Source organism: Pseudoxanthomonas sp. CF385, from assembly GCF_900104255.1.
Classification (GTDB): Bacteria; Pseudomonadota; Gammaproteobacteria; order Xanthomonadales; family Xanthomonadaceae; genus Pseudoxanthomonas_A.
Genome location: NZ_FNKZ01000001.1, coordinates 986,439 through 998,540, shown reverse-complemented (window position 1 = coordinate 998,540; position 12,102 = coordinate 986,439). Strand labels below are relative to the sequence as shown.

Genomic DNA, 12,102 nt, shown 5'->3' with positions numbered 1-12,102 from the left:
GACGCTGCTTACACTACGCGGGTAAACGACAGGCAGGGGAACGGGTGGGCATCGGCGAAGCCATGGCACTGGGCAGCGCGGCGACGTGGGCGGTGGGCGTGATCCTGGCGCGCCAGCTGGGCGCGCACCTGCCGCCGCTCGCGCTCAATCTGCTCAAGAACGGGCTGGTGCTCGCCGTGCTGGCGCCGGTGGCGCTGGTGGTCCACGCCGGCGCATGGCCCGTGTTGCCGGCGAGCGAACTCGCCATCGTCGTCGCCAGCGGCGTCATCGGCATCGCGCTGGCCGACACGCTGTACTTCCGTGCGCTCAACGAACTGGGCGCCGGACGGATGGGCGTGATCGGCAATCTCTACAGCCCGTTGGTGCTGCTGCTCGGCTTCGTGTTCCTGGACGAACGCCTGGGCGCGGGGCAGTGGCTGGGCTTCGCGCTGGTGGGGCTGGGCGTCCTGCTGGTCAGCCGCCCGCCCGGCGAGTGGAAGACGCATCCGCAGCACACGGCGCGTGGCGTCATGATCGGGCTGGTCGCGATCGCGCTGATGGCGATCGCCATCGTGATGGTCAAGCGGACCCTGGAAAGCCAGCCGCTGCTCTGGGTCACCCTGTTGCGACTGGCGGGCGCGGTCGCGGGCCTGCTCGTGCTGGCCGTGCTGCCCGCCATGCGGGCGCGCATGCGCTTCGTCGCCGCCGACGTGCCGTGGCATCGTCTGGTACTGGCCGCACTGATCGGCCAGGGTCTGTCCATGGTGCTCTGGCTGGGCGGCTACAAGTTCACGTCGGCCTCGGTGGCGGCGATCCTCAACGAATCCGCGTCGGTCTTCCTGGTGGTGCTCGCAGCGCTGTGGCTGCGCGAGCCGCTCGGCAAGCGGGCGTTCATCGGCGTGGTCCTCACGTTCAGCGGTATAGCCTGTATGCTCCTTGGCCGAGCGACGCCATGACCCCCACCCTTGCCCGCCCGCGCTGCGAAGCCGATCCCGCCGAGCCCGGACAGGTGCGGCTGGGCGGCGACTGGACGCTGTCCAGTGCGCTGGTGGTGGCGGAGCAGCTGCGTGCGCTCCCCGATGCGGTGGAGCGCATCGACGCCACCGCGATCGACCGCATCGATTCGGCCGGCGTGCTGCAGCTGCTGCGGTTCGCCAAGCGCCGCGGCATGGAGTTGTCCGACATCGCGTTCCGCCAGGACCATCGCGCGCTGGTCAGCACCATCGAAGACGTCGCCGACGACCGGCCGCCGCGCAAGCGCGACTACGGCGTGCTGGCCGCGCTCTCGCGCCTGGGCTACCGCGTGCACGAGAATGGCCAGGAGATCGTCGCCCTGCTGAGCTTCACCGGCGAGAACCTGGTCAAGCTGGTGCGCATGGTCAAGGAGCCGCGCCGCTTCCGCCCCACCGCCACCGTCGCCCACATGGAAGCGGTCGGCCTGGATGCGGTGCCGCTGGTGATCCTGCTGTCGTACATGGTGGGTGCGGTGATCGCGTTCCTCGGCTCCACCGTGCTGCGCGACTTCGGCGCGGAAATCTACGTGGTGGAACTGGTGAGCATCGCGTTCCTGCGCGAGTTCGCCGTGCTGATGACCGCGATCGTCCTGGCCGGGCGCACCGCCTCGGCGTTCACCGCCCAGATCGGCGCGATGAAGAGCCGCGAGGAGATCGACGCGATCCGCACGCTGGGCCTGGACCCGGTGGACCTGCTGGTGATCCCGCGCCTCATCGCGCTGCTGGTGATGCTGCCGCTGCTGACCTTCATCTCGATGATGGCCGGCCTGGCCGGCGGCGTCACCGTCGGCGCCTTCGACCTCGGCATCCCGCCGCAGATGTACATCTCGCGCATGCACGAAACGATCGAGGTGAAACACTTCCTGGTGGGCCTGTCCAAGGCGCCGGTATTCGCGCTGGTGATCGGCCTGATCGGCTGCCTCGAAGGCCTGCGCGTGGAAGGCACCGCGCAGTCGGTGGGCGAGCGCACCACCTCGAGCGTGGTGCAGACGATCTCGCTGGTCATCATCATCGACGCGCTCGCCGCGTTGTGGTTCATGCACATGGACTGGTGAGGCGATGAGCGACGACAGCCCCATCATCCGCGTGCGTGGCCTGGTCAACCGCTTCGGCGAGCAGACCGTGCACGAAGGCCTGGACCTGGACGTGCGCCGCGGCGAGATCCTCGGCGTGGTAGGCGGTTCGGGCACCGGCAAGTCCGTGCTGATGCGCTCGATCCTCGGCCTGCGCCAGCCCGATGAAGGGCAGATCACGGTGCTCGGCGAGGATGCGCGCTCCGAAGATCCTGCCGCGCGCCAGCACATAGAACGCAACACCGGCGTGCTGTTCCAGGATGGCGCGCTGTTCTCGTCGCTGACCGTCGGCGAGAACGTGCAGGTGCCGCTGAAGGAACACCATCCGGAATTGCCCGACAGTTGGCGTTACGAACTGGCGTTGCTCAAGGTGAAACTGGCCGGCCTGCCCGCCGACGCGCTCAACAAGCTGCCCTCGCAACTGTCCGGCGGCATGCGCAAGCGCGCCGGCCTGGCGCGCGCGCTGGCGCTCGACCCGCCCCTGCTCTTCCTCGACGAGCCCACGGCCGGCCTGGATCCGATCGGCGCGGCCGCCTTCGACCGACTGATCAAGACGCTGCAGGAGGCGCTCGGGCTGACCGTGTTCCTGATCACCCACGATCTGGATACGCTGTACGCCATCTGCGACCGCGTCGCCGTGCTGGCCGACCAGCAGGTCGTCACCGTGGCGCCGCTCAGCGAAGTCGAACGGTTCGACCACCCCTGGGTGCAGGAGTATTTCCACGGTCCCCGCGCACGCGCCGCGCGCGACGGACAGACGGCCTTCGGGCCACCCCACACGCAAACGGCGGTCTGATCGATGGAAACCCGTGCCAATTACGTGCTCATCGGCGCCTTCACGCTGATCATCGCCGCCGCGCTGCTGCTGTTCGGCCTGTGGGCGGCCAAGTATTCGTCCGAACGCACCTGGCAGGAATACCAGGTGGTCTTCCGCGAGGCCGTCACCGGCCTGTCGGTCGGCAGCCCCGTCCAGTACAACGGCATCGCGGTCGGCTCGATCACGAAGCTCTCGCTGGCGCCCAACGATCCGCGCCAGGTGATCGCGCGCATCCGGGTGGAGTCCTACACCCCGGTGAAGACCGATACGCGCGCCAAGCTCGCCATCACCAGCCTGACCGGCCCGACCATCATCCAGCTCAGCGGCGGCACCCCGCAGGCGCCGTCGCTGACCAGCGTGGACACGCGCGAAGCGCCGGTGATCCAGACGGCGCCTTCCGCACTGCAGAACATCACCGACACCGCCAACCGCATCGTCGAACGGCTGGACCAGGTGCTCAGCGACAAGAACGTCGCCAGCATCACCACCACGCTCGAGAACCTGGAGGCGATGAGCACCTCGCTGGCCAGTCGCGAAGACGGGCTGGAGTCGCTGATCGTCAGCGCGCGCGATGCCGCTCAGAACCTCGACAAGACCCTCACCACCACCAACGGCACCATCGAGCGCCTGGACCAGAACCTGGTGCGCGAGCTGCCCGACATCCTGGCCAAGCTCGAAAGCACGCTGGGCAAGCTGGATTCCGCCGCCGGCAACGCCGATGCGATCATTGGCGAGAATCGCGCGGCCATCAACAGCTTCGCCAACGATGGCCTCGGCCAGTTGGGCCCCACCCTCACCGAGCTGCGCGGACTGGTACGCGACCTCCGCCGCGTCAGCGATCGTCTCGAAGGCAATCCCGCGCGCTACTTGCTGGGCCGCGACGCACCGAAGGAGTTCGACCCGAAATGAAAGCGCTGCGCTCCGCCCTGTGTGTTTCGATGCTGGCGTTCGCCCTGGCCGGTTGTTCGGTGCTGGGCGGCGAGCAGCGCGATCCGGTGACGATCTACGCCCCCGATGTGCGCGTGCCCGTGCGCGCGGAATGGCCCACCGTTCGCTGGTCGCTGGTGATCGCAAAGCCCACCGCGGCCCGCGTCGTGGACAGCCCGCGCATCTCGGTGCGGCCCACGCCGGGCGAACTGCAGGTCTACCGCGGCGTTTCATGGGCGCAGCCGGCAACCGACCTGGTGCAGGACGCCGTGCAACGCACGCTGGAGGATTCCGGGCGCATCCCTGCCGTGGCGAGCGCCGATGCCGGCATCCTGGGCGACTACAAGCTGGTGATGGATGTGCGCCGCTTCGAAGCGGACTACGCGGGCGCCACCGTGCCTTCCGCCGTCGTGGAGGTCAGCGCCAAGCTGGTCAGCAGCCGCGACCAGCGCGTGGTGGCATCGCGCACGTTCCTCAATCAGCAGGCCGCCACGTCCGTCGACGTCGCCCAAGTCGCGCAGGCGTTCGACGGTGCGCTCGCGGCCGTGACGGGCGACATGGTGGGCTGGGTGCTGGCCTCCGGCCAGGACGACGCGCCCCTGCGTCGCTGAACGCGTCAGCGCCGCCTGCCGGAATCCACATGGCGGAACGTCAGATTGATACGCGGTCCCACAGGACGCGCCGTGCGCGGCAGCGCATGCCGATAGAGGCGCTGGGTATCGCCCGACATCACGAGCAGGCTGCCGTGCGGCAGTACGAGCGCGCTACGCACCGCCGGGTTTTCCCGATGCTTCAGCAGGAATCGTCGTGGCGCCCCCAGGCTCACCGATGCGATCAACGGCTTGAGGCCCAGTTCCGGCTCATCATCGCTGTGCCATCCCATCGCATCGCGTCCGTCGCGGTACAGGTTCGCCAGCACGCTATTGAACGGCGAGCCCAGCGCTGACTGGAGCCTGACGCGCACCGCGGACAGTGCGTCCGTCCAGGGAAGGGGCGCGAACCGCGTACCCGAATAGCGATACACCGCGTCCGGGTCGCCAATCCACGCGCTGAGCCGGGGCGAATCGACCTCGCGACCGAACAGCCGGATCCGGTGCACGCTCCAGGGCAGCGCATCAATCAGGTCATCGAACAGCCGATCCGCAGCGTCCGCGCCCAGCCAGTCGGGCCAGAACCCAAGCGAGGCCCCGGGCAGGCCCGTGCCGATTCCATCCGTGGGCAGCGGCAGAGGTATGGTCATGCCGCCGATGCTGGCGGATTTGCCCCGGTCCGCGCAAACCCCGAAAATACCGGCAGCCAAATGCCATGCCGGAGCCGCAGCGATGTCCGATGTCGAACGCGATGTAATGGAATACGACGTCGTGACCGTCGGTGCGGGTCCCTCGGGCCTGGCATTCGCCATCCGGCTGAAGCAGCTGAATCCCGACATCTCCGTCTGCGTGATCGAGAAGGCCAGCACCATCGGCGCGCACATCCTGTCCGGCGCCGTGATAGAACCCGCGCCGCTGGATGCCCTGCTCCCGGGTTGGCGCGACAGCCCGCCGCCGGTCTGCGTGCCGGCCGCGGACGACGAGTTCTGGTACTTCAGCAAGGAGGGAGGCCGCAAGTTCCCGATGGTGCCGCCCGGCATGCGCAACCACGGCAACTTCATCGTCTCGCTCGGCGCGATGTGCGCCTGGCTGGCGCCGCAGGCCGAAGCGCTGGGCGTGGAAATATATCCGGGCTTCGCCGCCGCCGAGACGCTGCACGACGAGGACGGCAAGGTGATCGGCGTGCGCATCGGCGACATGGGCATCGCGAAGGACGGCAGCCACAAGCCCGGCTACACGCAGGGCATCGACATCCGGGCCAAGGTCACCGTGCTGGCCGAAGGCGCACGCGGCCACCTGACCAAGCGGCTGGTGAAGCGCTTCGCGTTGGACAAGGACAGCGACCCGCAGGCGTATTCGATCGGCATCAAGGAGCTGTGGCAGGTGCCGGAAGGCCGCGTCACGCCCGGCAAGATCGTGCATACCCTGGGTTGGCCGGCGAGCAACGACATTTACGGCGGCAGCTTCCTGTACCACCTGGACAACAACCAGATCGCGCTGGGCTACGTCAGTGGCCTGGACTACAAGGATCCGGAGTACAAGCCGTGGGAAGCTTTCCAGCAATGGAAGAACCACCCGCTGATCAAACCGGTTCTCGAGGGCGGCAGCATCCTGTCGGCCGGCGCGCGCGCCATCGTCACCGGCGGTTGGCAGTCGCTGCCGAAGGTGGAGATGCCGGGCGCCCTACTGATCGGCGACACCGCCGGCCTGCTCAACGTGCCGAAGATCAAAGGCACGCACCAGGCGATCCGCAGCGGCATGCTGGCGGCCGAGCACCTGGCGGCGTCGCAACTCGCGCCCGAAGGTTTCGACGCGAAACTGCGCAGCTCCGAGGCGATGGCCGAGCTGAAGTCGGTACGCAACATCAAGCCCGGCTTCAAGAAAGGCCTGTGGTTCGGCATGGCCAACGCCGCCTGGGAGACCGTCACCGGCGGTCACTCGCCATGGACGCTGAAGATGAAGCCCGACTGGTCCTCGCTCGACAAGATCGGCGAACACGAGGACCCCAAGCGCGATTACGTGGACCGCACGCTCGCCCCGCGCGACCGCCTGCAGGGCGTCTATTTCGCCGCCACCGAGCACGACGAAGACCAACCCGTCCACCTGCGCGTCCTCGACACCTCGGTATGCGTGAGCCGCTGCGCCGCGGAGTACGACAACCCCTGCACGCGCTTCTGCCCGGCAGGGGTGTATGAGATCGTCGACGACGGCAACGGCAAGCGCCTGCAGATCAATGCCGCCAACTGCGTGCACTGTAAGACCTGCGACATCAAGGACCCCTACCAGATCATCGACTGGGTGACGCCGGAAGGCGGCTCGGGGCCGAATTACCAGAACCTCTAGGAAGCCTGTGACGAACCCCCTGTCACGTCGGGTCCGCACCACCCTGTTCTACGCGCTGCGCGCGGCCTTTCGTCTTACGCCCATGCCGCAGGCGACGCGGGACCGGCTGCGTCAGCGTTTCCTCGATACGCGCGGCGATTGGGTGCCGGAGGGCCCGACGGGCAAGGCACCCGAGGGCGTTCTGCCGCGCAGGCCCTACGTCCGCTCGGACGAGCGCGCCATCGGTTACGTGCCTTACGAGAAGGGCGAGCTGCCGGATCCGCTGCCCGCCACGCTCGTCGCCTTCTACCTGCCTCAGTTCCACACCATTCCCGAGAACGACGCATGGTGGGGCAAGGGCTTCACCGAGTGGCGCAACGTAACCCGCGCCCTGCCCCAGTTCGAAGGCCACTACCAGCCCAAACTTCCCGGCGACCTCGGGTTCTACGACCTGCGCAACGTCGAGGTGATGCACGAACAGGCGCGCCTGGCCCGCGAGTACGGCATCAGCGCGTTCTGCTTCTACTTCTACTGGTTCGGCGGCAAGACCCTGCTCGAAACCCCGCTACGCAACTGGCTCAACGACAAGACCATCGACCTGAAGTTCTGCCTGTGCTGGGCGAACGAAAAATGGACCCGTACCTGGGACGGCCGCGGAAACGAAATCCTGATCGACCAGCAACACAGCCCCGAGGACGACCTCGCGTTCATCGAGCATGTTGCGGAGTACATGCGGGACCCGCGGTATCTGCGCGTCGATGGCAAGCCCATGCTCGTGGTGTATCGACCCGAGGTTTTCGACAACCTGGCCTCCAGCACGCAGCGCTGGCGCGACTATTGCGTACGTTCCGGAATTGGTGAGATCCACCTGGCCTACGTCCAAAGTTTTGCTGCGCCCGCCCCGGAATCTATCGGCTTCGATGCGGCTATCGAGTTCCCTCCCAACCTCACCACCGCCCGCCCAGTCGCTCCACCGCAGCTGTTGAACCCGGACTATGCAGGTCAGGTTATCGACTGGAGGCAGATGGCCGCCGAGTTCCTGCATAAGGAACCCGTCAGCGACCTGCCCCTTTACCGGGGAGTGACGCCCTCCTGGGACAACGAAGCGCGCCGCACTGGGAGAGGCAGAACCTTTGCCTACAGCTCAGCGCGCGCCTTCCGCAACTGGCTCGCTGCCTGCATCCCCAAGCCTGGAACCCCCGCTGGAAATACGCCGTTGGTATTCATCAATGCCTGGAACGAATGGGCCGAGGGTGCAGCTCTCGAACCTGACATGGCGTTCGGTCATGCCTCATTGAAAGCTGTTCGCGACAGCCTACACTTCGTATCGGCCACCCGATCGAAGAGAGAGACCAGCAAACCCGTCCCCGCCATCATCCACGCTTGGTATGTCGAAGAGCTGGCAGAGATACTCGCGACACTGAAGCAATGCCCTGTCGACTGGCGCTTCATCATCACTACCTCCGCCGAACGCGAAGCCGACATACGTCGCGTGGTATCGGCAGCCCAGATCGCTACCGACATCCGCATCTTCGAGAACAGGGGGCGTGACATTCTGCCCTTTCTCCAGGTCGCGGAGAGTCTGGTCGATAGCGAAGACTTCGTCCTCAAGCTCCACACAAAACGCTCGCCCCATCGCACCGATGGCGCTCGCCTTCGCGCGGACATGCTCGCCTCGCTTTGCAGCCCGGCGACGGCGCCCGCCATCTTGGAAACGATGAAAACCGACGCGGATGTCGGGCTCGTGGCATGCGCCCAGCATTTTCACCCTCTGCAGAAGCTGCTCGGCGCAAATGGTGCGGGGCTCGAGTATCTGACTTCCCGGATTGGTATTCCGTATCCCCGTGCTTTCCCTGCCGGCAGCATGTACTGGGTTCGGCTCGACGCCCTGTCTCCACTACTGGACGCTGGGTTGCGCCGGTCCGAGTTCGAGAGCGAGGGCAGCCAGATCGATGGCACGCTCGCCCATGCCGTGGAGCGCGCGATATCGCAGGTGGTCGAGAGCTCGGGATACACTATCAGGCAGGTTTGACCCACGTTTGGCGAATAAGGGCCAAGGACACATGCAGGATCTTAACTACTCGGCGCTTGAAAGAATCGCTGTGCCGCGCCCCACCGATCGGCTGACCTACCTGGAACGCTGCGCGGAAGGCAAGCTGGTCTTTGATCTGGGCGCGCTCGATGAGACCGCCTATCAAGCGAAGCAAACCACCCGGCATTGGCTGCACGCCCGCCTATGCGGCGCCGCGAGGAAGGTGGTGGGTATCGACAACTCCTCGCTCGTGCCGGACGCCGGCCTAGCCACCGCCGAGAACGGCATCATCGTGCGCGAGAATATTTTCGATCTCCACCCGGTGGTGGAGAAGCACGGGAAGCCCGACCTGATAGTGGCCGGAGAGCTGATTGAGCACCTTCCTGACACATCAGCGCTGCTTGCCTCGTTGAAGGCCACACCCTCACTGCAGGGCGTCGAACTGTTGGTCACCACGCCGAATGCGTGCTGCTGGCACAACGGACTGGTTGGACTAGTCGGTATGGAGTCCATGCACAAGGACCACCTGCAGATTTACTCGTACAAGACTCTGCGTACCTTGTTCGAGCGGTCAGGCATCAAGATAGAGGCGTTGCTACCTTATCGAGCAAGATTCCCCGAAATGATCGAAGGCCGAAGCGCGGCGACATCTGTGGCTGCACGGGCTTTCCAGTCGATCGTCAACGGACTGGAGCTTGTGTCGCCCATCTTGAGCGCAGGCTGGATCGTCCGCGCCCGCATCTGATTGTCGTCGCGAACGTCCACTCACGGAAGTCGGCATCCCGATAACTTGCCGTCGCGCTTTGCCGGCGAGCCAGAACCAGGCACCTACGCGAGCACCCATACAAACACGGCACAAAAAAAGGGCGGACCTAAGTCCGCCCTTTCTTGCCTTGTCAGTTGTAGTTAACCGATTTATCGATGGGCTTCCAGTCGCCGCTGTACGAACCCAGCGTCACGTGCACGAACGTTGAGCCATTGCCCGCCAGCATCTGCAAGTCCTTCGCAGCGCTGCTCCAGATGACATCAACTATGCCATCGCCGTTGTAGTCGCCCACGCTGACGGCGGAGTAGCCAGGCGCAGCTGAGAAACCTCTGCTGCCGCTGATGGCCGCGCCATTCATCAGCCAATAGCCCCACTGATTCGTCACCTTGTTATGGATCAGCAGGTCGTCCCTGCCATCACCATTGACGTCGCCCGATGCAAAAATCCGTCCCGCATCGGGATAGTTGCCAATCTTGGCGTCCGTGAAGGTGTTTCCGTTGCCGGTCAGCAGGATGATGTCATTGGTCGGACCCACCCACACCAAGTCCAGCCTACCGTCGCCGTTGAAGTCACCAACAGTCGCGATGTTGTATCCCGCTGCCGCACTCGTCGAATACGTTTTTATCCTGGTCGCGCCATTCATTATCCAGTAGCCGTACTCGCGCGTGGTCGCGTTGTGCCAGATCAAGTCGGCTCGCCCGTCACCATCCACATCACCCGCAGCAACGACTTTCCACCCAGCCGGATAGGTGCCGATGTAGACCCCTGCGCCAAAGCCGCTCGCACCCGCCGGAACGAAGTACAGGTCGCGCTGAGGGCTTTGCCACACAAGGTCCATGCGACCGTCGGCAGTGAAGTCGCCCTGCGCGGCGATGGTAAGGCCTGGCGCAGAGGGGACGTTCGGCGCATGGGTGATGCCCGCGCCATCCAGCAGCCAATATCCGTAGCTCGACAGCGTCGCGTTGTGCCAGACAAGGTCGTCCTTGCCATCGCCATTGATGTCATTCTTCGCGCTGCCAACGATGGGCACAACGGTCGCCCTGAACTGCGCCACCACCGGAATCGTCTGATTCAGCGTGCGCGCGTTGTCTTCGCTGTTCGCAACACCGCAGGCGCGGCCGCCGCAGATCGTGACGTTGGGATTGGAGAAGACGCGGTAGGGCGTGTCGCCGCCCGCTTCGTCGCCATACGCATCGAGCGTGAAGAAGTTGCCGTTGGCGGCATCGGTGTTCAGGCCGAACGAATAGGTGTAAGCGCCGTACAACAGGTTGGTGCCGCCCGGCGGGTTGTTGGGATTGATCTTCGAGTTCGCCCGGTCATGCGCGGCACCCATCAGGTGACCGGCTTCGTGCACCAGCGTTTCGTCTGCGCAGTAATAGGTCTTGCCGTCCGTACCCTGGTCGTAGCCGTCGCTGATGACGGCGTATCCGAAGGGCGCGTCGGACACCCGCACGCCGCCGTTCTGCGCACCTGCGCCGTTCAACCAAGCAACACCGCAACCCGCATTCTCCGGCGTGGTGAACTTGCGTACCAGGATCGCGATATCGGCACCGTACTGGTCGCGGGCCGTTCGCAGCGGAACAAGGCTGGGCGGCACGGCCACTTGCGCCGAGCCGTTGCTACCCGTCACTTCGTTCAACGCGGTGGCGTTCGCCGTCGAGTTCGTGTAGCTGACCTGCACCGCATTCACGATGCGCAGGTAGCCGTTGATCTGGCTGTTGGTGAAAGCCTGGTTGCCTACCTGGATCAAGTACACCAAGCGCGTGGCCGCACCCGACGCGCCGCCGTTGTCGGCCGCGAACTCCGGGGTGTAGCCGATGGCGACGTCGATGGTGTTCGCTGCCGTCTGCGGCGCGCCCTGGGCCACGGCTACCGCGCCCTGGCTCACAGCCGCCGACTGGCTGGCAGTAGCACCGGCCATCGCGCGCAGCTGGGAGGCCTCGGGGACCAGCATGTCGACGTGACCGGTATTAGCGGACACGACGAGCGAAGGATCCGTCTCGACTGCGAAGACCTGGCCCTGGCGAGTCTGCAGCGACAGCGGCAGCTTGCCCTTGCCCATCGGGATGGAGCCGAACACGGCCTTTTCACCGAACGTGATGATGGCTTCCTGTAGCGGATCGCCACCGACCACGCGGCCGATCCAGGTCCAGTTGCCGTCGATTTCTTCGGCATGCCGCTCGTAGCGCACCTTGACCTGACCGCCCTCGGGCGTCGGGACCGTCATCTCGCCCGATGCCAGGCCGCGGAACGCATGCGCCTCGCTGATGGCGATCGGGTACCACGTGTAGGCACCCTCGCGCTTGGTGGGCTCGCCCTTGTTGGCGTAGGAGATCAGCTGGCCACGATCGGGCGCATTCGCGATGGACTTGCCGATGGGCCGCGCCGTCGGAAGCGGCGACTTCAGCGCGCCAGACGCGCCGCTGGCCGCAACACCCCGCATCCCTGCAACCCCTGATTCGGGGCTTTCTCCACTGCACCCGGCCAATGCCAATACCAAGGCGCAAGCGCCAATGCGGAGTTTCATACGTACCCTCGAGAAAAACAGTTGGAGCCCCTGAACGGACACTATAGCCCAGCCCG

At 65.6% G+C, this 12,102-nt stretch carries 10 protein-coding genes; 8 read left to right on the top strand and 2 right to left on the bottom strand.

The window, feature by feature from the left end; genetic code table 11:
• Positions 1-62: 62 nt before the first annotated feature.
• The 5 genes from BLT45_RS04370 to BLT45_RS04350 are packed head-to-tail and all read left to right on the top strand — an operon-like array spanning position 63 to position 4,420.
• Positions 63-935 (top strand): DMT family transporter, encoded by an 873-nt coding sequence (locus BLT45_RS04370; RefSeq protein ID WP_139187927.1) that lies wholly within the window; start codon positions 63-65, stop codon positions 933-935.
• Complete coding sequence (locus BLT45_RS04365) at positions 932-2,047, top strand: ABC transporter permease (protein WP_093295652.1); 1,116 nt, start codon at positions 932-934, stop codon at positions 2,045-2,047. Before BLT45_RS04370 ends, BLT45_RS04365 begins: the two co-directional genes overlap by 4 nt.
• Before the next feature lie 4 nt (positions 2,048-2,051).
• Positions 2,052-2,861, top strand: a complete 810-nt coding sequence (locus BLT45_RS04360) for an ABC transporter ATP-binding protein (protein WP_093295649.1) — start codon at positions 2,052-2,054, stop codon at positions 2,859-2,861.
• A 3-nt stretch (positions 2,862-2,864) separates the two neighbouring features.
• Positions 2,865-3,791 (top strand): MlaD family protein, encoded by a 927-nt coding sequence (locus BLT45_RS04355; RefSeq protein WP_093295646.1) that lies wholly within the window; start codon positions 2,865-2,867, stop codon positions 3,789-3,791.
• Positions 3,788-4,420, top strand: a complete 633-nt coding sequence (locus tag BLT45_RS04350) for an ABC-type transport auxiliary lipoprotein family protein (protein ID WP_093295642.1) — start codon at positions 3,788-3,790, stop codon at positions 4,418-4,420. Before BLT45_RS04355 ends, BLT45_RS04350 begins: the two co-directional genes overlap by 4 nt.
• Before the next feature lie 5 nt (positions 4,421-4,425).
• Here BLT45_RS04350 and BLT45_RS04345 read toward each other — a convergent pair whose 3' ends face one another.
• Positions 4,426-5,049, bottom strand: a complete 624-nt coding sequence (locus BLT45_RS04345; RefSeq protein WP_093295640.1) for an alpha-ketoglutarate-dependent dioxygenase AlkB family protein — start codon at positions 5,047-5,049, stop codon at positions 4,426-4,428.
• A gap of 82 nt (positions 5,050-5,131) precedes the next feature.
• Here BLT45_RS04345 and BLT45_RS04340 point away from each other — a divergent pair, with 82 nt between their 5' ends.
• From BLT45_RS04340 to BLT45_RS04330, 3 genes are read left to right on the top strand one after another with little or no spacing between them, the layout of a single operon-like run.
• Positions 5,132-6,742 carry an electron transfer flavoprotein-ubiquinone oxidoreductase gene (locus BLT45_RS04340; RefSeq protein WP_093295638.1) on the top strand — a complete coding sequence of 537 codons (1,611 nt, stop codon included), beginning with the start codon at positions 5,132-5,134 and terminating at the stop codon, positions 6,740-6,742.
• A 7-nt stretch (positions 6,743-6,749) separates the two neighbouring features.
• A complete protein-coding gene (locus tag BLT45_RS04335; protein WP_093295636.1) occupies positions 6,750-8,753 on the top strand; it encodes a glycoside hydrolase family 99-like domain-containing protein in 2,004 nt (667 codons plus the stop codon).
• A 31-nt stretch (positions 8,754-8,784) separates the two neighbouring features.
• Positions 8,785-9,498: a methyltransferase domain-containing protein gene (locus tag BLT45_RS04330; protein WP_175455722.1), complete on the top strand. Its 714-nt coding sequence runs from the start codon at positions 8,785-8,787 to the stop codon at positions 9,496-9,498.
• Positions 9,499-9,649: 151 nt separating this feature from the next.
• Here BLT45_RS04330 and BLT45_RS04325 read toward each other — a convergent pair whose 3' ends face one another.
• On the bottom strand, positions 9,650-12,046 hold the full coding sequence (locus tag BLT45_RS04325; RefSeq protein WP_175455721.1) for a reprolysin-like metallopeptidase: 2,397 nt from the start codon (positions 12,044-12,046) through the stop codon (positions 9,650-9,652).
• Positions 12,047-12,102 lie beyond the last annotated feature (56 nt).

What these genes read in the sequence shown, in the direction of transcription:
- BLT45_RS04325 (WP_175455721.1), bottom strand. Translation starts at nt 12,046, where the DNA reads ATGAAACTCCGCATTGGCGCTTGCGCCTTGGTATTGGCATTGGCCGGG.
- BLT45_RS04350 (WP_093295642.1), top strand. Translation starts at nt 3,788, where the DNA reads ATGAAAGCGCTGCGCTCCGCCCTGTGTGTTTCGATGCTGGCGTTCGCC.
- BLT45_RS04355 (WP_093295646.1), top strand. Translation starts at nt 2,865, where the DNA reads ATGGAAACCCGTGCCAATTACGTGCTCATCGGCGCCTTCACGCTGATC.
- BLT45_RS04360 (WP_093295649.1), top strand. Translation starts at nt 2,052, where the DNA reads ATGAGCGACGACAGCCCCATCATCCGCGTGCGTGGCCTGGTCAACCGC.
- BLT45_RS04370 (WP_139187927.1), top strand. Translation starts at nt 63, where the DNA reads ATGGCACTGGGCAGCGCGGCGACGTGGGCGGTGGGCGTGATCCTGGCG.
- BLT45_RS04345 (WP_093295640.1), bottom strand. Translation starts at nt 5,049, where the DNA reads ATGACCATACCTCTGCCGCTGCCCACGGATGGAATCGGCACGGGCCTG.
- BLT45_RS04340 (WP_093295638.1), top strand. Translation starts at nt 5,132, where the DNA reads ATGTCCGATGTCGAACGCGATGTAATGGAATACGACGTCGTGACCGTC.
- BLT45_RS04365 (WP_093295652.1), top strand. Translation starts at nt 932, where the DNA reads ATGACCCCCACCCTTGCCCGCCCGCGCTGCGAAGCCGATCCCGCCGAG.
- BLT45_RS04330 (WP_175455722.1), top strand. Translation starts at nt 8,785, where the DNA reads ATGCAGGATCTTAACTACTCGGCGCTTGAAAGAATCGCTGTGCCGCGC.